17 protein-coding genes are annotated in these 21920 nt (G+C 70.7%); 4 read left to right on the top strand and 13 right to left on the bottom strand.

Annotated elements, in window-relative coordinates:
• Nucleotides 1-32: 32 nt before the first annotated feature.
• The 5 genes from ABD743_RS21415 to ABD743_RS21395 all read right to left on the bottom strand — a co-directional run bounded on the left by ABD743_RS21415 (nucleotide 33) and on the right by ABD743_RS21395 (nucleotide 6063).
• On the bottom strand, nucleotides 33-1034 hold the full coding sequence (locus ABD743_RS21415; RefSeq protein WP_344723904.1) for a carbohydrate ABC transporter permease: 1002 nt from the start codon (nucleotides 1032-1034) through the stop codon (nucleotides 33-35).
• On the bottom strand, nucleotides 1031-1918 hold the full coding sequence (locus tag ABD743_RS21410; RefSeq protein ID WP_344723903.1) for a carbohydrate ABC transporter permease: 888 nt from the start codon (nucleotides 1916-1918) through the stop codon (nucleotides 1031-1033). Before ABD743_RS21410 ends, ABD743_RS21415 begins: the two co-directional genes overlap by 4 nt.
• A 2-nt stretch (nucleotides 1919-1920) precedes the next feature.
• Nucleotides 1921-3294: an ABC transporter substrate-binding protein gene (locus tag ABD743_RS21405; protein WP_344723902.1), complete on the bottom strand. Its 1374-nt coding sequence runs from the start codon at nucleotides 3292-3294 to the stop codon at nucleotides 1921-1923.
• A 2-nt stretch (nucleotides 3295-3296) separates the two neighbouring features.
• Complete coding sequence (locus ABD743_RS21400; RefSeq protein WP_344723901.1) at nucleotides 3297-4955, bottom strand: glycoside hydrolase family 13 protein; 1659 nt, start codon at nucleotides 4953-4955, stop codon at nucleotides 3297-3299.
• 100 nt (nucleotides 4956-5055) lie between these two features.
• Entirely contained in the window at nucleotides 5056-6063 is a 1008-nt protein-coding gene (locus tag ABD743_RS21395; protein WP_344723900.1) for a LacI family DNA-binding transcriptional regulator, read from the bottom strand.
• A gap of 233 nt (nucleotides 6064-6296) precedes the next feature.
• On the opposite strand from ABD743_RS21395, the gene ABD743_RS21390 reads away from it, so the two are divergent.
• Both ABD743_RS21390 and ABD743_RS21385 read left to right on the top strand, forming a co-directional pair.
• Nucleotides 6297-7976: an AMP-binding protein gene (locus ABD743_RS21390; protein WP_344723899.1), complete on the top strand. Its 1680-nt coding sequence runs from the start codon at nucleotides 6297-6299 to the stop codon at nucleotides 7974-7976.
• A gap of 60 nt (nucleotides 7977-8036) precedes the next feature.
• Nucleotides 8037-9044: an AraC family transcriptional regulator gene (locus tag ABD743_RS21385; RefSeq protein WP_344723898.1), complete on the top strand. Its 1008-nt coding sequence runs from the start codon at nucleotides 8037-8039 to the stop codon at nucleotides 9042-9044.
• A gap of 59 nt (nucleotides 9045-9103) precedes the next feature.
• Here the strand turns inward: ABD743_RS21385 and ABD743_RS21380 are convergent, their stop codons facing one another.
• The 5 genes from ABD743_RS21380 to ABD743_RS21360 are packed head-to-tail and all read right to left on the bottom strand — an operon-like array spanning nucleotide 9104 to nucleotide 13891.
• Nucleotides 9104-9667 (bottom strand): class I SAM-dependent methyltransferase, encoded by a 564-nt coding sequence (locus ABD743_RS21380; protein WP_344723897.1) that lies wholly within the window; start codon nucleotides 9665-9667, stop codon nucleotides 9104-9106.
• On the bottom strand, nucleotides 9667-10446 hold the full coding sequence (locus ABD743_RS21375; protein ID WP_379659331.1) for an IclR family transcriptional regulator: 780 nt from the start codon (nucleotides 10444-10446) through the stop codon (nucleotides 9667-9669). Before ABD743_RS21375 ends, ABD743_RS21380 begins: the two co-directional genes overlap by 1 nt.
• A 57-nt stretch (nucleotides 10447-10503) precedes the next feature.
• Nucleotides 10504-11274 carry an enoyl-CoA hydratase gene (locus ABD743_RS21370; RefSeq protein WP_344723895.1) on the bottom strand — a complete coding sequence of 257 codons (771 nt, stop codon included), beginning with the start codon at nucleotides 11272-11274 and terminating at the stop codon, nucleotides 10504-10506.
• Nucleotides 11271-12497, bottom strand: coding sequence for a CaiB/BaiF CoA transferase family protein (locus ABD743_RS21365; protein WP_344723894.1), 1227 nt, complete (start codon nucleotides 12495-12497; stop codon nucleotides 11271-11273). Before ABD743_RS21365 ends, ABD743_RS21370 begins: the two co-directional genes overlap by 4 nt.
• Nucleotides 12498-12499: 2 nt before the next feature.
• Entirely contained in the window at nucleotides 12500-13891 is a 1392-nt protein-coding gene (locus ABD743_RS21360) for an SLC13 family permease (RefSeq protein ID WP_344723893.1), read from the bottom strand.
• A gap of 215 nt (nucleotides 13892-14106) precedes the next feature.
• Between ABD743_RS21360 and ABD743_RS21355 the strand changes: the two genes are divergently transcribed.
• Together ABD743_RS21355 and ABD743_RS21350 are read left to right on the top strand one after the other, a co-directional pair.
• Nucleotides 14107-15276: a pyridoxal-phosphate-dependent aminotransferase family protein gene (locus ABD743_RS21355; protein ID WP_344723892.1), complete on the top strand. Its 1170-nt coding sequence runs from the start codon at nucleotides 14107-14109 to the stop codon at nucleotides 15274-15276.
• The gene (locus tag ABD743_RS21350; protein WP_344723891.1) at nucleotides 15273-18170 is read left to right on the top strand and encodes an FAD-binding and (Fe-S)-binding domain-containing protein; all 2898 of its coding nucleotides are present in this window, start codon (nucleotides 15273-15275) and stop codon (nucleotides 18168-18170) included. Before ABD743_RS21355 ends, ABD743_RS21350 begins: the two co-directional genes overlap by 4 nt.
• Nucleotides 18171-18240: 70 nt before the next feature.
• On the opposite strand, the gene ABD743_RS21345 is transcribed toward ABD743_RS21350, so the two are convergent.
• Genes ABD743_RS21345 through ABD743_RS21335 form a run of 3 tightly spaced genes read right to left on the bottom strand, consistent with a single transcriptional unit; the run spans nucleotide 18241 to nucleotide 21886 of the window.
• Entirely contained in the window at nucleotides 18241-19992 is a 1752-nt protein-coding gene (locus tag ABD743_RS21345; protein WP_344723890.1) for an FAD-dependent oxidoreductase, read from the bottom strand.
• The gene (locus ABD743_RS21340; RefSeq protein WP_344723889.1) at nucleotides 19989-20852 is read right to left on the bottom strand and encodes an intradiol ring-cleavage dioxygenase; all 864 of its coding nucleotides are present in this window, start codon (nucleotides 20850-20852) and stop codon (nucleotides 19989-19991) included. Before ABD743_RS21340 ends, ABD743_RS21345 begins: the two co-directional genes overlap by 4 nt.
• On the bottom strand, nucleotides 20849-21886 hold the full coding sequence (locus tag ABD743_RS21335; RefSeq protein ID WP_344723888.1) for a maleylacetate reductase: 1038 nt from the start codon (nucleotides 21884-21886) through the stop codon (nucleotides 20849-20851). The genes ABD743_RS21340 and ABD743_RS21335 overlap by 4 nt, the downstream gene beginning before the upstream one ends.
• Nucleotides 21887-21920 lie beyond the last annotated feature (34 nt).

Genomic DNA, 21920 nt, shown 5'->3' with positions numbered 1-21920 from the left:
CGTGTCGAGGCGTCCTTCGCGGGGCGATCGCGCTATCCCTTGAGCGCCCCGCTGAGGCCTGCGCTACGCAGGAACGTCCGCTGGAACACCAGGAACAACACCATCGGGATCAGCGCCGAGATCGTCAGCGCCGCGAGCAGCACGTCCAGCTCGGTCGAGCGCGCCAGTGTGGGCAACCGCACGGAGAGCGGCTGGATGTCCGGGTCGGGCAGCACGAGCAGCGGCCAGAGGAAGTCCTTCCAGGCCGAGATGAAGGCGAACACCGACACCACGCCGAGTATCGGGCGGGACATCGGCAGCAACACCGACCAGAAGACCCGGTACGGACCAGCCCCGTCGATCCTGGCCGCGTCGAAGATCTCCCGCGGCAGATTGTCGAAGAACCGCTTCGTGAGCAGCACGTTGAAGGCGTTCGCGCCGGCAGGTAGCCACACCGCCCAGAACGTGTTGATCAGCGAGACGCCGAGCAGCGGTGGTTCGAGCACGGTCAGGTAGAGCGGCACGAGCAGCACGACCGCGGGAACGAACAGCGTGCTGAGCACCAGCCAGTACAGCACCGGCCCGTACCGGGGACGCAGGATCGAGAGCGCGTAGCCGGCGGTGGTGGCGACGACCAGCTGCACGAACCATGAGCCCGAGGCGATGATCAGGCTGTTGGCGACGTGCAGGTCGATGTGCACCCGCGACCACGCGGTGGCCAGGTTCGCCCAGTCCACTCCGCTGGGGAACAGCGCCATCGGGCTGCGGAGGGTGTCCTGAGTGGTGCTGATCGAGGCCTTGACCAGCCACAGGATCGGCCCGAGCCCGATCACCAGCAGCAGCACCAGAACCACCGTGTGGACGACCCCCAGCGCGACCCGCACGGAGGGCGTCCGGCGCTCGGCTTCCGAGACGATCCCGCGCGGCGGCTGCTCGTCCGAGCCTCGCAGCGCCCCCCGGGCAGGCCACCGGACGCGCCGGCGGGGAGCGGCTTCGGCAGCGACGGGCCGCGGGCCGCTCGGGACCGCGGGCCGCGTGCTGGTCGGCGTGCTCATGACGTGCTCCAGGATCGGGTTAGCCAGAAGTAGAGGGCGGACAGCGCAGCCAGGAACACCGCGAGCATCAGACTCAGTGCGGTGGCCGCCCCGTAGTCGCCGCCGAGGCTGGAGCCGAAGGCGTAGTCGTAGATCAGCAGCAGCACCGTGAGCGTCGAGTTCGCCGGCCCGCCCCCGGTGAACAGGAAGGGCTCGAGGAACACCTGCGAGGTGCCGATGATCTGCAGGATCAGGGTGACCAGCAGCACCCCGCGCAGTTGCGGCAGCGTGATGTGCCAGATCTTCCGCCAGATCGACGCACCGTCGACGTCAGCGGCGTCGTACAGCTCAGCCGGCACCCCGATCAGCGCGGCAAGGTAGATGATCACCGTGCCGCCCGCCGCCGCCCACGTGGCCTCGAGCACGAGGGACGGCATCGCGGTGGTGGCCGACTGCAGCCACTGGTACGGGCCCAGACCCACCCAGCCGAGGATGGTGTTGAACACCCCGTCGGGGCGGGCGTCGTAGAAGAACTTCCACATGAGCACGGCCACCACGGGCGGCACCACCACCGGCAGGTAGGCGATGGCGCTGAACAGCCCGCGATACCGGCGCACCTCGCTCATCAGCACGGCCAGCACCAGCGGGAGCGGGTAGCCGAACACGAGCGCGATGAGCGCGAACATCCCGGTGTTCTGCACCGCGGTCCAGAACAGCGGATCGCCCAGCACCGACTCGAAGTTCGCCGGCCCCACGAACTCCGGCGCGGTGACCAGGTTGGTCTGCTGCACGCTCATGACCGCTGCCCGGACGATCGGCAGCCACGAGAACACGCCGAAGATCACCAGCAGCGGCAGCAGGAAGACCAGCGTGCTCAGGCCACCGCGCCGGACCCAGGTGCGCATGCTCAGCCTCGGTCGATGATCGCCTGGACGTCGGAGTCGGCCGTGCGGAGCAGCGCGTCGATGTCGGCGCCCTGGTCGGTGAGCACGGCCTGTACGACGGAGTCCAGCACGGCGTACATCTCCTGGGTGCGCGCCGTGGGCTCACCGGCGAGGTCCTGGTCGAAGATCCCGTCGGAGAAGAAGCGCATATGGTCGAGCGGCACGTTGACGTACTGCTTGATCCACTCGTTGTACTGGTCGAGCGTCGCTCGGTCGAAGACCGGCAGCTCCGGCAGTCCGACCGGCTGGTCGCTCTCGGCCAGCGTCTTCGCGTCGAGCACCGCGGCGTCCTGCTTCAGGTACTTGGCCATGTAGTAGAAGTCGATCCACTTCGCCGCGGCGGCCTGCTGCTCCGGCGTGGCCTTGACGTTCACCGCGGCCAGCGTGCCGCCGCCGAGCAGCCCGGCGGAGCTGCCCGGCGCGAGCGGCAGCACCGAGAGCCCGTAGTCGGCCGGGTTGATGTTGTTCTGCTGCACGAGCGACTCGTAGATGTCCGACCCACCCATGATCATGCCGATCCGGCCCGCGGCGAACTCCTGGTTGATGCTCCCCCAGTCGTAGAGGAAGTTGCTCCCCATCGAGTTGTCCTGCCAGCGCATCTCACGCAGCCGGGTGAGCGCCTCGCGCGCGGCCGGGTTGTCGATCGTGGCCTCCACCTTGTCGCCGTTGGCCACCTGCATCCGGCCGCCGAGGGCGTAGGTGAGCGAGGTCAGCATCCAGCCGCCGGTGTTCTCCTCGGTCATCTGCGCGTAGCCGGCCTGCCCCGTGCGGTCGGCGATATGCTTGGCGTAGCTGCGCACCTCGTCCCACGTGGTCGGGGGCTTGTCCGGGTCGAGCCCGGCCTGGGTGAAGAGGGTGCGGTTGTAGTGCAGGCCGACGCCGTAGGCGGCCGTCGGCACGCCGAAGATCCCGCCGTCGGCGCTCTGCCCGGACCGCAGCACGGTCTCGTTGAACTTGTCGGCGTAGCCGAAGCCCTGGACGTACTGGGTGAGATCGGCGAGCTGGCCGCGCTCGATCAGCGCGCTGCCGTCGGTGAAGGGCACCGTGAAGACGGTGGGCAAGGTGCCCCCGGCGAGCTGCGCGGTGAACGTGGGGCCCGTCCACTCGTACTCCTGGCTGGTCACGTCGATGTCCGGGTTTGCGGCCTCGAACTGCCTCACCTGGTTCTCGAAGGCATCGAAGGCGGCCTGCTCGCTGCCGGGCTTGAGGCTGACGACCGAGATCGCCGTCTTCCCATCGGCACTCGTATCGTCGGTGGAGCCACTGCATGCGGCCAGGAGGCATGCGACGACCAGCGCCGCCGATGCCACGGTCGCGGTCTTCCGGATGGACCTCATCGTCACTCCCTCTCGTTACGCAGCCAGGCGGCCGTGTCGGTGGGTAGCTCGCCGTTCGGCAGCGGTGCGCTCGACAGCAGCACCGCGGTGTGCCCGGGGAGCGCCACCGGCCCGGGCGAGAGGTTCACGACGCAGGTGAACGACGGGCCGCGCCGGAACGCGAGCACTCCGTCGGCGGAGGGCAGCCACTCCATCGGGCCGTCCCCCAGTCCGGGTTCGTCGCGGCGAATCCGCAGGGCGGCCCGGTACAGCGCGAGCATCGAGCCGGGGTCGGCCTCCTGTGCCTCGACGGTCAGCGCCGCCCATTCCGCCGGCTGCGGCAGCCACGTGGCCTGGGTCGCGGGCGGGGAGAATCCGAACGGGGGCCGGTCGCCCTGCCATGGCAGCGGAACCCGGCAGCCCTCCCGGCCAGGGTCACGGCCGCCGGAGCGCAGATACATCGGGTCCTGGCGCAGCTCGTCGTCGAGCTGCTCGAACTCGGGCAGGCCGAGCTCGTCGCCCTGATAGATGTAGAGCGATCCGGGCAGCGCCGCGGACAGCAGCGCGGCCGCCCTCGCGCGCCGGACACCCAGCTCGGGGTCTGTCGGTGTGCCCGCCCGTTTGGCCGCGAACGAGAACCCCGACTCCGCACGGCCGTAGCGCGTGACCGGCCGCGTGACGTCGTGGTTGGACAGCACCCAGGTGGCGGGCGCTCCCACCGGCGCGTGAGCGGCCAGCGTGGCGTCGATCGACTCGCGCAGCTGCGCGGCGTCCCAGGGACGGGCCAGGAAGTCGAAGTTGAACGCCGTGTGCAGCTCGTCGGGTCGCAGGTAGCGCACGAACCGCTCGACGTCGGGCAGCCAGATCTCGCCGACCAGGATCCGGCGACCGGGGCCGTGGTCGGCCGGGTACGAGTCGGCGATCTGCCGCCAGCCGCGGTAGATCTCGTGCAGCTCGTCGCGGTCGGTGTTGGGGTGCTCGCCCGGCCCCGGGTCGGCCGGGATCTCCGGCAGCGCCGGGTCCTTCACCAACAGGGCCGCCGAGTCGATCCGCACGCCCGCGACGCCGCGGTCGAACCAGAACCGCAGCACGTCCTCGTGCTCGCGACGGACGTCCGGGTGACTCCAGTTCAGGTCCGGCTGCCCCGCGCTGAACAGGTGCAGGTACCACTCGCCCGCGGTGCCGTCGGCGTTCTTGGTGCGGGTCCAGGTGTCGCCTGCGAACATGGACGGCCAGCGCGTCGGCATCTCGCCGCCACCCGGGCCGCGGCCGGGACGAAACCAGAAACGGGCTCGCTCGGGCGAGCCCGGCGCTGCCGCCAGCGCAGCCTGGAACCAGGGGTGCTGGTCGGACACGTGGTTCGGAACGATGTCGACGATCGTGCGGATGCCGACGGCCAGCGCGTCCCTGATCAGCTCCTCCGCCCCGGCGAGCGTGCCGAACGCAGGGTCGATCGTGCGGTAGTCGGTGACGTCGTAGCCGCCGTCGGCCATCGGCGAGAGGTACCAGGGTGTGAACCAGATGGCATCGACCCCGAGATCGCGCAGGTAGCCGAGGCGGGACCGGACGCCTGCCAGGTCGCCGACTCCGTCGCCGTCGCCGTCGGCGAAGCTGCGGGGATAGATCTCGTAGATCACCGCATCGCGCCACCACTGCTGGTCGCGCGCAGCCTGTCCGTCCATGCGCCCCCGCTCGCATCACCCCATCGTGTGCGAGGACGGTAGCCGCGCTCGTCAGAATCGAGCAAGAGTTCGACGAATTCGAGTCGATTTCTCTACATGATCATGGCTTCACCGGCCCTGTCGAGGAGCGGACCACCAACTCCGGCTCGTACATCAGCTCGGCGGTGCCCACCGCGCTCCCCTCGATCTGGTGCACCAGCAGGTCGACCGCGGCCCGCCCCATCGCCTCGATGGGCTGGCGGATCGTGGTGAGCGCGGGGTCGACGCAGCTCATCAGCGCCGAGTCGTCGTAACCGATCACCGAAAGGTCGCCGGGCACCGACAGTCCGCGCCGGCGAGCCGCGCGGATGGCGCCGAGAGCGAGCGGGTCGCTCGCACAGATGACCCCGGTGACGCCCCGGTCGAGCAGCCGCATCATCGAGGCCTGCCCGCTCTCCAGCGAGAACATCGCGTGCTCCACCAGCGCGGCCTGCTCGGCGTGTCCGGCCCGCGTGTTGGCGGCGACGAACGCGGCGAGCTTGCGCTGCGACGGAACGTGCGAGGCCGGCCCGAGGAGCAGCCCGATCCGCCGGTGCCCCAGCGCCACCAGGTGGCTGAACGCCTGTTCGACGGCCTCACCGTCGTCACAGGACACCTGCGGGAGACCCAACGCGTCGACGGCGGCGTTGGTGAGCACGGTGGGCAGCTTGCGCTGCAGCAGGAGCCGGTAGTGATCGTGCTTGGCGTCGGCCTCGGTGTAGAGACCTCCGGCGAAGATCGCGCCGGACACCTGCTGCTGGAGCAGCAGGTCGACGTACGCGGCCTCGCTCACGCCGCCCGCGGAGCTCGTGCACAGCAGCGCGGTGAGGCCCTGCTGAGCCAGCGCACCCCCCACGACCTCGGCGAACGCCGGGAAGATCGGATTCTGTAGCTCGGGGAGGACCAGGCCGACCAGCCGGGCACGTTCGCCGCGCAAGCTGGTGGGCCGCTCGTAGCCGAGCACGTCGAGCGCGGTGAGTACGGCGTCGCGGGTGGCGTCCGAGACGCCGGGCTTGCCGTTGAGCACCCGGCTGACCGTGGCCTCGCTGACCCCGACCTTCTTCGCCACAACCGCCAGCCGCCGCGTCATGGCGCAACTCTAGCGCAGATCGTTGCAAGTCCTTGCAAGGCTTGCGTTCGCTTGCAGCCCAGGATTCGGGGGCTCGAGCCGGCCCTGCAGGAGTCGATCCTTGCCTCGTGTTTCGCGCTGACGAGCCGAGACTCCGCGTTTTCGGAACGGAAATCAGCCCGTCAATCCATCAGACTGGGAAGCAATTGCCTTAGCAACAGCACCGACAGTCAAACAGGGGAGGAATACGTCAAATGTGCGCGAATCAGGCGGACACGTTTACCGTGCGTGCTTCGACCGAATTGACGGCGAGATATCGAGCGGCTGGCTGGTGGCGGGACACCGGCCTCATCAACGATCTCCGAAAGTGGCGTGACGCCACTCCCGATGCGGTGGCGATCGACGCCTTCGGATCAGAGGGGCGACAAACAACCGTCACCTACGGTGAGTACGCGCATCTGGTGGAAAGATTCGCCGGCGCGCTGTACGAGCTCGGCGTCCGGTCCGGCCAGATCGTGGCCATGCAGTTGCCGAACTGGTGGCAGTCCTGCGCCATGTACCTCGCGGCAGCCCGCCTTCGCGCGATCATCGCTCCCGTCATGACGACGATCCGGCGGCGTGAGCTCGAACGACTTCTCGCGCGGGTGGACGCCGACGTGTTCGTGACCATCGACCAGTGGGACGGGTTCGACCATGCCGAGATGGCACGATCGGTCGCCCCGCATCTGCCCGGCCTGCGCGAGCTCGTCGTCCTCGGCCGAACCCAGCCGGGCACCGAGATCGAATTCGGCGAGTTCTTCGAGAACACGCCGTGGGAAGAGCGGCATCCCGTTGCGTTGGACGACGCGGAAGAGGATCCGGACGCCGTGTCCATCGTCCTTTTCACCTCGGGCACGTCGGGGCAGCCCAAAGGGGTCCTGGGAACGCAGAACACGTGGTACGCGGGCTCATCGGGGCTGGCCGAGGCCGAGTCGATCACCGCGGAGGACGCCGTCTTCACCCCGCACAGCGCGATGTACAGCCTCGGAACCGTCTTCTCCCTCCACATCCCGCTGCAGACCGGCGCGCGCACCGTGCTGCTGGACACCTGGTCGGGGGAAGCCGGCCTGGCGGTGCTCGAGCAGGCCCGGGTCGCGGTCATGATGGCCGCGCCCAGCTACCACGACCAGCTCGTGGCCGCGGCGTCGGAGCGGCCGACGAGGTTGCCGTCGCTGCGGGTCATGGCCGCCACGGGCACGAAGATCCCCAGCCGGGTGGTGAAGAGCGTGATCGAGACCTTCGGAATCGGCCTGCGTTCGGAGTGGGGCATGACCGAGGTCGGCTGTGCGACCATCACCCGGGCCGACGACCCCATCGACTGGACGCTGCAGAGCGACGGGCGCCCCTTCCCCGGCTACGAGATCGACCTCCGGTCCGATGCGCCGGTCACTCCTGAGCAGCCGGGCCGGTTCTTCGTCCGTGGCCCGGCGGTGTGCCTGGCCACCGTGCGGGGCGAGGACAACCAGCTGACCGTGATCAGGGAGCACGACGACGGCTGGTACGACACAGGCGACCTCGCGGCCTGGGACGGGCACGGTGGAATTCGCCTGATGGGAAGGGTCGCCGACCGGGTCGGCGGCGCGTTCATGATTCCGATCGCCGACGTGGAAGATTTGTTGATGCACCATCCGGCCGTCGAGGACGTCGCGGTGGTCGGCTACTTTGACGAGCACGGTGCCGAGCTCGCGTGCGCCGTGATCACGGTGCGGGGTGAGACCGCGCCGACCCTGGAGGAGCTGCGGAAGCACCTCAGCGCGCAGGGCATGACGGACTGGTATCTGCCGACCCGGCTCGAACGGCTGGACCGACTGCCGAGGAACTCGACCGGAAAGGTCCGTAAAGAACTTCTGAGAGCCTGGTTGAACGGTTCCGCGGACGTGCAGGATCTGTCCTGACGATACTTGTAAGAGGGTTGTAAGAATTTCGTTCTGAGCGCGCGTGCATAGCATGACGCAATGGCCGACCGTGACCCGGCCGGGGACGCAGCGGCGGAATCCTGGCAGCACACAACTGATTTCACTCAGGCCGAGTTGTGGTGCGGGTCGGCGTTGTACCCGCACCAGCGGCTGATCCGGCTGGGTGATCCGGAGCAGTTCTTCCTCCGGCAGCGCATTGTCGACACCGGCCCGATCACGATCAGCGACATCACCTTCGGCGCCAACGTGCGAATGGACTGCGGCTCGTTCCACGGCACCTATCACGTCAACCTGCCGCTGTCCGGCCGAATCCACTCCGAGCATCGGGGTACGCAGGTCGTGATCGATCCGACGCGGGCCGGGGTCTACATACCCGACGGCGACACCTCGCTGCCTTTATGGGGGGCCGGTAGCCGGCAGCTGTGCGTGAAGATCGACCGGCTGGCGGTAGAAGAGGCACTGGCCGCCCAGCTGGAGTGCGGGAGCGCGCCAGTCGACCGGCAGCTCCTGCTCTCGCCCTCCCTGGACATCGCCCGGGGCGCCGGCCGTGACTGGGCCCAGCTGGTGCTGCTGCTGCGCACGCAGCTGGCCAGGGACGACGGTCTGGCCCGTGAGCCGCTGATCGCCCGGCCGCTGGTCGACGCGCTCGTCCATGGCCTGCTCCTGGCCACCGACCACGGTGGGCGCGCGGCACTGGCGGAGGAACCGGCCGCAGCGGCCCCTGCAGCGATCCGGGCCGCCGTCGAACTCATTCATGCCCTGCCCGCAGAGCCGTGGACCACCGCCGGATTGGCCGGCCGCTGCTTCGTGAGCGTGCGCTCCCTGCAGGAGGGCTTCAAGCGTCACCTGGACACCTCGCCGATGGCGTACCTGCGTGCGGTGCGGCTGCGGCACGCGCACGAGGAACTGCGCGCGGCAGACCCCGCCCTGGTCACGGTGACGTCGGTGGCCACCCGGTGGGGCTTCGCCAACCTGGGCAAGTTCGCCGCCGCGCACCATGCCGTCTACGGGGAGAACCCGCGCGAGACCCTCCGCCGAGCCAGATAGGCGGCGCCTCGCGACACGCTGGGAGCGGCCGTCCAGGCCGACCAGCCCGAGAGCGTGGATCAGCGGCGCGCGCGGAACCGGAACCGGTCGCCGTTGCTCTCCACCTCGGCGTCGGTGAACCCGGCGGCGGTGAGCCGGGAGGGCAGCACGTCCGGGTCGACGGGGTTGAAGATGTCGTCCACGTGCAGTGCGCGTCGAGGCGGGGTGTCCTCGCCGTCGGTGCCGAGCAGCACCCCGCCCGGCCGCAGCACGCGGGCGATCTCGGCGAGCGCGCGGTCCTGACTCTCGGCATCGGGAATGTGGTGCAGCATCGTGAAGCAGAACGCCGAGGAGAACCGGCCGTCCGGCAGCGGCATCGCCGTGGCGTCGGCGGTGACCACGTCCACCGGCTTGCCGTTCATGCGTTCCCGCAGCGCCGACGCCAGTGCAGGGTCGATCTCCACCGCGGTGACGCGCGACGCGCGTTCCACCAGCAGGTCCGTGACAAGGCCGGGGCCGGCGCCGACCTCCAGCACGTCCTCCCCGATCGAGAGGTCCTCACCCAGCACCCAGGGCAGCAGGTCGTCGGCCACGAGCTGGGCCCACTCGGCACTCGCGCACAGCCGCAGATGCTCCTCGTTCACTACGCCGTGACCCCTCGCCCGGCGAGCTGCCCGGCCAGGGCCGCGGCCGCCTGTTGCAGCAGCGGAACGGTGCGTTCCACCACCGCCCAGGTCACGCGGGTCTCCGGGCCTGACACGGACAGCGCGGTGGTGGAGCGCCCACCGGGAACGGCGACAGCGACGCAGCGCACGCCTACCTCCTGTTCGGCGTCGTCGACGGCATAGCCCTGGTGGCGGACTCGGTCGAGCTCACGGGCGAGCCGGTCGGGATCAGTGATGGTGTGGGGGGTCTGGGCAACCATGCCGGCGCGCATCAGAATGGCCTGCACCTGTGCGGGTGGGAGCTGCGCGAGCAGCACCTTCCCCACGCCCGTGCAGTGCACCGGCACCCGGCGGCCCACCTCGGTGAACATCCGCATCGAGTGCCGCGACGGGACCTGCGCCACGTAGACCACCGCGTCGCCGTCGAGCATCGCGAGGTTGGCCGTCTCGCCCGCCTGGTCCACCAGCTGGGCGAGCTGCGGGCGGGCCCACTCCCCCAGCATCCGGGATGCGGCCTCACCGAGCCCGATCAAGCGCGGGCCCAGGCCATAGCGCCGAGAGGGCAGCTGCCGGACGTACCCCGACGCCACGAGCGTGCGGACGATCCGGTGGATCGTGGGCAACGGCAGCCCGGACCGGACGGCGAGCTCGGAGAGCGCGACGTCGCCACCGGCGTCCGCCATGTGCTCGAGCAGGGCGAACGCCCGGTCGAGGGACTGCACGCCGCCACTGCGGTCGGGTTGCGCCACACCAGCCATGGTTCTCCGGTTCAGGATCCGCCGAGTTGCGAGACCTGGCAGGTTATCCGCCAGGCTTCATTCCCCTTTCCACGTTGCACGCTCCTTGGCCCCGAAGGAGCGAACCGCGGCCTGGAAGTCGGCGCTGCCGTACACCCGCGCCACGATGTCGTCGCCGTTCGGGAGCCCGGCCCGGCGCAGCCTGACGAGCGACTGCTTCGTGGCCCACATGCTCAGTGGCGCGTGCGACGCCAGCGCGTCGACGGTTTCGTCGAGGGCCGCGTCGAGGGCCGCGGTGTCGTCGGCGAGCTGGGTGACGAACCCTGCGGCGTGCACCTCCTCGGCGCTGAGCAGGCGGGCCCGCAGCAGCATGTCGAGGGTGCGTGCCGGGCCGAGGTGCCCCAGCAGAAGGGCGTAGGTGTCCATCGACAGGCAGTTGCCCAGGGTGCGCGCAACCGGCACACCGAACCGCGACGCCGCGGTGGCGATGCGGAGGTCGCATGCGGCGGCGAGGGCGAGACCACCACCGATGCAGTAGCCGTCGACGGCGGCCACCGTGGGCACGGTCGTGTCCTCCAGCCTGCGCACGACGCGGCTGATCCGCTCCTCGTACGCCACGCCTGCCGGTCCGTCGAAGCCCTCGAACTGGGCGATGTCGGTGCCCGACACGAACGCCCGGCCCCCGGCGCCCCGCAGCACCAGCACCTTGACGTCGTCCTCTGCGTCCGCCCGCTCGCAGGCGTCGTGCAGGCCCTCGTACATGGCGAACGTCAGCGCGTTGTGCGACGCCGGCCGGTTGAAGATGACGCGCAGGACGGGTCCGTCGCGGTCGACGAGCAAGTCACTCATCGCGCCATCGTCCCGAGCAGAGCATCCATCTCGGCGTCGGTGTACCCGACCTCACCGAGGACGGCGCGGGAGTCGGCCCCGAGCGCCGGGCCCGCACCGCCCCGCCGGGCCGGCGTGGCCGACAGCCGCATCGGCGAGCCGAGCTGGCGGACCGGGCCGGTATCGGGGTGCTCGGCGTCCCAGAAGAAGCCTCGGCGTGAGAGGTGGGGGTCGGTGAACACCTGGCCGTAGTCGTTGATCGGCGCGCACGGGACGCCGGCGATGTCGAGTGCCGCGACGACGTCGGCGGCGGTCAGGGCCGTGGTGGCCTTCTCGATCTCGGCGACCAGCTCCGCGCGGCGCGCGTGCCGGCCGTCCGAGTCGGCGTAGCGGGGGTCGGCGTGCAGGTGTGGCAGGTCCAAAGCCGCACAGAGCCCGTTCCAGGTCTTCGGCGTGATCGCGCCGACCGTCACCCAGCCGTCCGCGCACCGCACCGCCTGGTACGGCGCCTGCGTCTGGTGCGCGGAGCCCAGCGGGCGCCCCACCTCCCCGGTGGCGAAGTACTTCCCGGCTTCCCACACCGCGAGCGACACGCCCGACTCCAGCAGCGAGACGTCGATCTGCTGGCCTCGGCCGTCGCTGTGCGGCTGGTCGCGGTGGTGCAGCGCGGCGGTGACCGCGAGTGCCGTGTAGAGCCCGCAGACGAGGTCGCAGATCGGCACTCCCACCTTCACCGGGTCGCCCTCCGGTGATCCCGTGATGCTCATGAGCCCCGAGCGCGCCTGGGCCATGATGTCGAGCCCCGGCAGTGCTGCCAGCGGCCCGTCCTGCCCGAAGCCGGACGCGGAGGCGTACACGAGCCCGGGGTTGAGCTCGGCGAGCTCGTCCGGTCCGAGTCCGAGACGCCGCATCGCACCGGGCCGCAGGTTCTCCACGAGCACATCGGCGCCGGCCACGAGCCGCAGGAATGCGCCGCGTCCGGCCTCCGACTTCAGGTCCAGCGCCACCGATTCCTTGTTGCGGTTGAGCCGCGCGAAGGGCGAGCTGTGCCGCGAGGAGTCGGAGCCTTCGAGGAACGGGCCGGTGGAGCGCGTGGGGTCCGGGGCTCCCGGGTTCTCGACCTTGATGACCCTGGCGCCGAGGTCGGCGAGCTGCATGGTGGCGAAGGGGCCGGCCATGAAGACGCCGATCTCGAGCACCGTGACGCCGGCGAGCGGCCCCTCGGCTGCGGTGTCGTGCTGCATGCCTACAGCCAACCCGGCACCACCAACAGCAGCCAGGTGACGGGGGGTGCGACCGCGACCATCGAGAAGCCCCACCGCATCAACCGGCGGTAGACGTAGTCGCGCCGGTCCTCCGGGGCGTTGGCCGTGACCAGCGCGCCCGAGGTGGAGAACGGGCTCGAGTCGACCACCGACGAGGAGATCGCGAGCGCGGTGATGAGACCGATCGCTCCCACCTGACCCGCGAGCAGGAACGGCACGGCCAACGGGATCAGAGCGCCGAGGATGCCGGTGGTGGAGGCGAATGCCGACACCGCGGCGCCGATGTAGCAGACCACCAGCGCCGCGAGGAGCGGCACGCCGATCGCGGCGACCTGGTTGCCGAGGAAGTCGACGGTGCCGATGTCCTGCATGAGGTTGACGTAGGTGACGATTCCGCAGATCAGCAGCACCGTCGGCCAGGCGACCTGGGCCACCGCACCCTTGTAGGTGTGTGGGGCGAGCAGCGAGAGCAGCACCGCGGCGGTGACGGCGAGCAGGCCCACGTCGAGTTGGAAGGCCAGTGCCCCGATGGCCACGCCGATCAGCGCGACGAGGGTGAGCGAGCGGTTCAGGTCGAGCGAGGTGACCGGCGGGTGCTCGCCGTCGGTGAAGCCCGCGCCCGTGGCGCCCGAGGTGGTGGCCCGCGCGGCGCCCGGCCCGCCGGAGGCGATCCCGCTGGTGCCGGGTTCGCGAGGAGCACTCGCCGCGGCGCCGGCCGTCTCGTCCGTGGTCTCGCCGCTGGTGTCAGCGACCCGGCCGAGGAGCTCGCGGCCACCGAAGAGCAGGAACACGACGATGTTGAGCAGCACGTTGAACACGAGGCTGCCGAGGAACAGGATCAGCGGGCTGCCGGGCAGGTTGTTCTGCGCGACGACGCCGTTGGTGATCACGCCGAAGATGCTGAGCGGGGAGAACCCACCCGCGCTGGCCCCGTTGATGATCGACAGGCCCATCAGCACCGGGTTGATCTTGTGGCGGACCGCGAAGCCCATGCCGACAGGGGCGATGATCGCGACCGCAGCCGGCACGACGGCGCCGAACGCCGTGAGCAGAGCGGTGACGAAGAACATGATCCAGGGGATCAGGGCGATCCGGCCGCCCACGCCCTTCATGGCTACGTGCACGAGCCAGTCGACGGTCCCGTTGGCGCGGGCGATGGCGAACAAGAACGTGACGCCGACGAGGATCACGAACAGGCTGCCGGGGAAGCCCGCGAAGATCGCGTCGGCGACGTCGTCGGGACTCCCGGGGATCGCCAGCGTCCCGATGATGAGCGCGGCGACGAGCGAGATCGCGCCGAGGTTGATGGGGAGCACGGTGGCGAGGACGAACGCCGCCACCAGCGCGAGGATCGATATCACCTGATAGGACATGCCACTTCCTCACGACAGGGACGACGATGTTCCGTAATGCGGAAGGCTGTTTCCGTCTTGCAGTATGGTTCGGGTCACACTGCCAGGTCAAGGCCAGACACGCAGGATGAAGCAGTGGTGGAGCGCGTACATCCGTCACACGAACTGTCGCCGCTGCCCGCGATGCGGTACATGTCTTCCGCAAAGCGACAACGAGGACGCACCTGGAGGCATCGATGAGTCCGACCGGCGGGCGTCACTTCCTGCAGATCCCGGGCCCGACGAACGTGCCGGACCGGGTGCTGCGGGCGATGGCGGCACCCACGATCGACCACCGCGGCCCGGAGTTCGCCGAGCTCACGAAGGCCCTGCTGCCGGCGCTCGGCCCGGTGTTCGGCACCACGGCGCCGGTGGTGATCTACCCGTCGTCCGGCACGGGCGCCTGGGAGGCGGCCCTGGTCAACACGCTGAGCCCCGGCGATCGCGTGCTGATCGGCGAGACCGGCCAGTTCTCGACGCTCTGGGCCGAGCTCGCCGGACGGATCGGGCTCGGCGTCGAGGTGATCCCCGGCGACTGGCGCCGCGGTGTCGACCCCGCCGCCGTCGGCGAACGGCTGGCCGCCGACACCGAGCGCGCGATCAAGGCCGTATGTGTGGTGCACAACGAGACCTCCACCGGCGTCACGAGCCGGGTGCCCGACGTCCGGGCCGCGATCGACGCCGCCGGACACCCCGCCCTGCTGCTCGTCGACACGATCTCCTCGCTCGCCTCCATCGACTACCGGCACGACGAGTGGGGCGTGGACGTCACCGTCGCGGGCTCGCAGAAGGGCCTCATGCTGCCGCCCGGGCTGGGCTTCAACGCGGTGAGCGAGAAGGCCCTCGCGGCGTCGCGCTCGGCCGGGCTGCCGCGCAGCTACTGGGACTGGGCGCCGATCCTCGAGGCGAACACCCGCGGGTTCTTCCCCTACACGCCCGCCACCAACCTGCTCTACGGCCTGCGCGAGGCCCTCGCGATGCTCGCCGAGGAAAGCCTGCCCGCTGTGTTCGCCCGCCACCAGCGCCACGCCGCGGCTACCCGCGCCGCCGTGCGGACGTGGGGGCTCGAGGTGCTGTGCGCCGACGAGCGGGAGTACTCCGGCTCGCTCACGGCGGTGCTGCTGCCCACCGGTCACGACGCCGACGCGGTGCGGCGGATCATCCTCGAGCGGTTCGACATGTCACTCGGCACCGGGCTCGGGCGGCTCGCCGGCACGGTGTTCCGGATCGGGCACCTCGGCCACTTCAACGACCTGACGCTGGCCGGCACGCTGGCGGGCGTCCAGATGGGGCTGCAGCTCGCCGGGGTGCCGATCAAGCCGGGCGGCCTCGACGCTGCGCTGGATCACCTGCGGGACCTCGGATGAACGAGCTTGCGCAGGCACTTTCCCGGGAGATCGAGGGTGAGGTCGCCTTCGACGACTACACCCGCCACCTCTACTCGCGCGACGCGAGCATGTACTCGATCACTCCGCGCGGGGTGGTGGCCCCGCGGCACGCCGGTGACGTCGTGGCCGCTGTGACACTGGCCGCCGAGCACGGGGTCGCCGTGCTGCCCCGCGGCGCCGGCACCAGCCTTGCCGGACAGACGGTCGGCGACGCGCTGGTGCTCGACTTCTCCCGGCACATGAGCACGATCCTCGACCTCGATCCGGATGCCCGTACCGCACGCGTGCAGCCGGGGGTGGTGCAGGACCAGCTCAACCGCGCCGCCGGCGAGCACGGCCTGATGTTCGGTCCCGACACCTCCACGTCCAACCGCGCCACCCTCGGCGGGATGATCGGCAACAACTCCGCGGGCAGCGGCTCGGTGCGCTACGGGATGACGATCGACCACGTCCGCACGCTCGACGTTGTGCTCTCGGACGCCACCACCGCGCACTTCGCCCCGGTCGACGGGGCCGAACGCGAGCGCCGCGCGGCGGCCGCCACCTTGGAGGGGCGGCTCTACCGCGACCTGCCCGCACTGGTCGAGGAGTACAGCGGCGCGATCGCGAGCGGGTACCCGGGCTTCTGGCGCCGGTCGGGCGGATATCGGCTGGATCGGCTGGCGGCCGCTGTCGGCTCCGACCCCGCCATCTTCGACCTCGCCACGTTCGTGGTCGGTTCGGAGGGCACGCTCATGGTGGCCACGGAGGCGACCGTGGGCCTTGTGCCCAAACCGAAGCACACCGTGATCGCGGTGGGCCACTTCCGCTCGACGCCTGCCGCGATCGCCGCCACAGAGGACGCGCTGAGCTGCGACCCGTCGGCCGTCGAGCTGATGGACCGCACGATCCTCGACCTCTCGCGGGAGCGCATCGAGTACGCGGCACTGGGCACGATCCTGCAGGACGATCCCGACGCGCTGCTGTTCGTCTCCTTCACCGGTGACGACCCGGCCGAGCTCACCGGGCAGCTCGACCGGCTCACCGCGCTCTGGGAGCGCCACAACCACGGCTACCACACGCTTCGCGCCGAGACGCCCGCCCAGCAGGGCGCGCTGCTCAAGGTCCGTAAGTCGGGCCTCGGGCTGCTGATGGCCGCGGGCACGGGCACCAACCGGCCGCTCGCGTTCGTCGAGGACACGGCGGTCGATCCCTCGCGGTTGGCCGAGTACACCGAGCGCTTCGCGAAGGTGCTCGACCGGCACGAGCTGCGGGCCGGGTTCTACGGCCACTGCTCAGTGGGCTGCCTGCACATCCGCCCGTTCGTCGACCTGTCGCGGCCCGACGAGGTGCAGCGGATGCGCGCGGTCGCCGAGGAGATCCGCGACCTCGTCACGGAGTTCGGCGGCGTCAACTCCTCGGAGCACGGCGACGGGCTCGCCCGCAGCGAGTTCAACCGGGCACTGTTCGGTGATGACCTCTACGAGGCGATGCGCCGCGTGAAGGGGATCTTCGACCCGGAGAACCGGCTCAACCCCGGCAAGATCGTCGACGCCCCGGCGATGACGGAGAACCTGCGCGACGCGGCGCTGACCCCGGCGCCCCTGCTGCGCACCGCGCTGGACTTCACGGTGGTGGCCGGCGGCTCGGGTGGCATGCGGGGCGCCGCCGACCGGTGCATGAACATCGGCGTGTGCCGCAAGAGCGACGCCGGCGTGATGTGCCCGTCGTACATGGCCACGCGCCGCGAGCACGACTCCACGCGCGGCCGTGCGAACGCCCTGGTCAAGGCGTTGTCGGAGCCGGACCCACGGGCCGGGCTCACCGACGAGGGCCTGCACGACGCCCTCGACCTGTGCCTGATGTGCAAGGCCTGCAAGAGCGAGTGCCCGCTGGCGGTCGACATGGCCACGCTGAAGAGCGAGGCCCTGCACCAGGCGCACCAGGTGGAGGGCACGCCGCTGCGCTCCCGCGTCTTCGGCGCGATCCGACAGCTCAACCGGCTCGGCTCGGCCACCGCACCGCTGTCGAACCTGCCCGGCCGGGTCCCCGCGCTGCGCACGCTGATGGGCCGCACCCTCGGCATCGCGCCCCAGCGCCCCCTGCCGATGTTCGCCCGGCGAACCCTGCCGCGCTGGTTCCGGCGGCGGCCTGCCGCAGCGCAGACGAACCGCGGCCCGCTCACCTTCCTCGCCGACTCGTTCACGAGCTTCACCGAGCCCGCGGTCGGGATGGCCGCGATCGAGCTGCTGGAGCGCGCCGGCTGGGATGTGCGCCTCGAGGACTCCGGCTGCTGCGGACGCGCCGCATTCTCGAAGGGCCTGCTCGACCAGGCGAAACGTCAGGCGTCCGGTCTGGTCGACGCGCTCGGCGGAACGTCGGGGCCGATCGTGGGCGTGGAACCGTCCTGCCTGCTGACGCTGAAGGACGAGCACCGCGCGCTGCTCGGCGACGACCCGCGCGTCGCAGACGTGGCGGGCCGCGCGCGGCTCGTCGACGAGCTGCTCGTCGAAGCGATCGACAGCGGCGCCCTGAAGCTGCGGGAAGACGCCTGGCCCGCGGGGCAGCGCATCCTCTTCCACGGGCACTGCCACCAGAAGGCCGAGGTGGGCACCGCGGCCACGATGGCGCTGCTGAAGCGGATCCCGGGGGCCGAGGTGATCGAGCTCGACGCCGGGTGCTGCGGGATGGCCGGGTCGTTCGGGTTCGAGGCCGAGCACTACGAGGTCTCGATGCAGGTCGGCGAGGACCGCCTGTTCCCGACGGTCCGAGCCGAACCCCACTCCACGGTTGTGGCCGCGACCGGCGTCTCGTGCCGCCAGCAGATCGCCCACGGCACCACCCACAAAGCCCACCACCCCGTGGAACTCATCCGCGCAGCCCTGGCCCCCTGAGTTGTGGAGCCGTAGTGCTGTCCGGGACGGCCTCCCGACAGCACTACGGCTCCCTTTTGCGGGGCTCGCGTCAGGCGCGGGACAGCACTGCCGTGAGGGCTCGGCTCAGGGTCGCCGCCGGGTCGTCGGCTAGCCCGGCGGACCGCCAGGCCACGTGGGCGTCCGGGCGGACCAGCACGCACCCGTCCTCTTCCACCTCGCGCGCTCGCGCCCAGTCGTCGTAGAGGTCGATGTGTTCGCGGCCCGGTCCGATCACGTACGCGACCAGCTCGATGCCCAGGTCCTCGGCGACCTTCGCTGCCGCGTCGGCCCACTCCTCGCCCGCGATGCCGGTGAGCAGACAGAACCGGCCCTTCCCCGCCAGGTCGTGGGTGGAGACGCGGCGCCCGTCGCGGCCCAGCCACGCGTGCGGCAACCGCGCGCCCGGCCAGGTCGTCGGGTGGTAGTACAGCTCGCGGTCGCGGGTGTACTCCGGCTCGTTGGTGCCGTCGGGCGCCACCGCATCGGACACATACCGCTGACCCAGCTCCACACCGTGCGCGTTGAACTCGTAGTTCTTGAGCTCCAGCGCCTCCCGCAGATCCGCCCGCTGCCGGGCCGCCTCCGGGGTGTTCGCCGCCCGCGCGTCGATGTGCCGGCGCATCAGCTCCGGGTCCGACTCCCCGGTCAGCCCGAGCGCGTCGAAGATCGGGCCGAACTCCTCGATGCTCTTGTTCGCCCGCAGCACGATCTGCTTGCCCACCGGCGCGCGCTCCGCGTCGTAGCTGTCCAGCAGCGCCTCACCGGCCGTACCGCGCAGCACATAGGCGAGCTTCCACGCCAGGTTGTACGCGTCCTGGATCGAGGTGTTGGAACCCAACCCGTTCGACGGCGGATGACGATGCACGGCATCCCCCATGCAGAACACCCGCCCGGCCCGATACCGCGTCGCGTACATCTTGTTGTTGCCCCACAGCGACACCGAACGGATCGTCACCGGGATCGAGTCGTCGCCGATCAGCTCGTGCGCGATCCGGGTGGCCATCTCGTCGTCGACCTCCGGTGGCGGCTGGGTGATGTCGTAGCCCCAGACGATCAGCCACTCGTTCCACGGCCGCACCATCCGCACCAGGCCCAGCCCGATGCCACCGACCTCCGCGCCGGGTTGCAGCACCCAGTACAGGACGCTCGGCCGGTGCTCGACCAGGTGCGACAGGTCGGCGTGGAAGACGATGTTCATCGAACCGGCCACGTCCATCTGGCCCTCGAAGGGCAGCCCCACGTCGGCGGCCACCGCGCTGCGCCCGCCGTCGGCGCCGATCACGTACTTCGCGCGGATGTCGTACTCGCTGCCGCTCACCCGGTCCCGCACCGTCACCGTGACGCCCTCGTCGTCCTGCACGAGCCGCAGGTACTCGGTGTCGAACCGGATGCTGCTGCCACGGGAGGCGGCGTGCCCGATGACGATCGGCTCGAGGAAGGTCTGCGGGATGTCGCAGTTGGGCGACGGGCTGGCCAGCGTGTAGTCCGCCTCCCGCGCCGGGTGCGTACCCCAGGTGCGGACCCGTCCGATCTCGTCACCGGCCAGGCTGGTGCAGAACACCGTGTCGCCCATCAGGTCGTGCGGCGTGCCCTGCGCCAGTACGTCGTCCTCGATGCCGAGATCGCGGAAGATCTCCATCGTGCGCTGGTTGGTGATGTGCGCCCGCGGCGTGTTGGCCGTCCAGCGGTACTTGGTGACGACCATGTGATCGACGCCCAACGTGGCCAGGGCCAGCGCCGCCCCGCCACCCGCCGGACCGCTACCGATCACCAAGACGTCGGTCTGCAGGATCTCGCTCACGGCCTCGCCTCCAGGACGATGTCGAAGTTCAGGCCGGCCCACGCGGTGTCGAGGACCCGCCCGTCGGGGGCTGCGCCTGCCGGGTGCTCGGTGAACTCGACGACCAGGCTCTCCTTGACGCCGAACACCGCGTCGCTGTCGAGGTACGGGTCGCCCGCCGCGAAGACGTGCGTGATCAGGGTGCGGTGGCCGGGCGCGTCCACCTTGAAGTGCAGGTGTGCCGGACGCATCGGGCTGCGGCCGGTAGCGGCGAGCAGATCGCCCACCGGGCCGTCGGTCGGGATCGGGTAGGGCGCCGGGCGCACCGACCAGAACGCGTACTCCCCGTCCGCCCCCGAGCGGAGCCACCCGCGTCCGGCCGATCGGTCGGAGTCGTACTGCACGTCGTAGAAGCCGTCCTCGTCGGCTTCCCACACCTCGATCCGGGCCCCGGCGAGCGGCGACCCGTCCGTCGAGCGGACGCTGCCGGTCACGTGGAACGGGGTGCCCTTTGCCCCGCGGGCGATGTCGCCGCCCAGCGCCACCTCGGGAGCGCCCTCCACGAAGAACGGCCCGAACACGGTCGACTCGGTGACCCCCGGCTCCGCGGGCGCGTTGATCCCGACGGTGAGCATCGAGAGCCCGAGCACGTCGGAGAGCAGGATGAACTCCTGCCGCTTGTCATCGGTCATGTGCCCGACGCGAGTGAGGAACCCGATCCCGGCCTCCCACTCCTCCTGCGTCAGCCGCACATCCCGCGCGAACGCATGCAGGTGCCGCGTGAGGCTCTGCACGATCTCGCGGAGCCGCTCGTCCTTCGTGCCGGCGAAGCTGGCGACCACCTCATCGGTCACCGCCTCCTCCCGGTCCTGCTGGGTCACGTGTCCTCCCCACTCCATGCGGCGCGCACCAGCCGCCGCAACGCCCCGCCACCGACCGGCACGGGGTTGTCCTCCGGTATCGCGGGCTCGGTGAGCGCCGCGACCTCATCGATCTGCTCCTCACGCAAGCCCAGCTCACGCAGCCCGCGGGGCACGCCCAACTCCTCAGCCAGTTCCCGCAGCCCGCGAACGGGATCGTCGACATCCAGCGCTCGCGCGACCCGCACCACTGCATCCGGAGCGCCCGGCGCGTTGAACGCCAACACGTGCGGCAGCACCACCGCGTGAGTGCGCGCGTGCGGCAGGTCGTAGGTGCCACCGAGCACGTGACACAGCTTGTGGTGCAGGCCCGAACCGGCGGCTGCGAACGCGCTCGCCGTGAGCCAGGCCCCGCGCAGCAGCGCGCCCGGGTCGTCCTTGCGCAGGCCGACCACGATCGCGGCGATCCCGTCCTCGGCGATGGCGGTGCTCACGGGGTTGCGTCGCGGCGCCCAGAACGCCTCGACCCCGTGCGCCAGTGCGTTGAACCCACTCGCGACGGCCAGGCCCCGCGGAAGCGACGCCACCAACTCCGGGTCGTACACGACGACGCGGGGCAGCACGGCCGGATCGACGCCCGTGGTCTTACGACCATCCACCGTCAGACCCCACACGGGCGTGACCTCGGAGCCCGAATACGTCGTCGGCACGGCGATCACCGGAATCCGGGCCGTGAGCGCCACAGCCTTCGCAGCGCCGGTCGTCGAGCCGCCGCCGATGCTCAGTACGCCGTCGGCGTCCACGGCGGCGGCCGCTGCGCGTGCGGCTTCGGCTGTGGCGAGCGGAACGTGCTCACGCACCGCGGTGAACGTCGCAGCGATGCGATCGCCCAGCGGCGCGACGAGCGAGCGGACGCGTTCCGCGTCGCGTTCCGATGCCACGAGCAGCAGCCGCGTGGTGCCGAGCCGGTCGACCTCGTCGGCGAGCCGGGTGCGCGCTGCGCCTGCCCCGAAGACGATCCGCGCAGGGAGCGCCTCGTAGGTGAACTCCCGCACCGTGTGCCTCCCAGCATTGCCTCGTCGCACACGT

It is taken from the genome of Pseudonocardia yunnanensis (assembly GCF_039534065.1).
Lineage (GTDB): Bacteria > Actinomycetota > Actinomycetes > Mycobacteriales > Pseudonocardiaceae > Pseudonocardia > Pseudonocardia yunnanensis.
The sequence above is the reverse complement of the archived record's forward strand: the minus strand, read 5'-3'. Positions and strand labels throughout refer to the sequence as shown.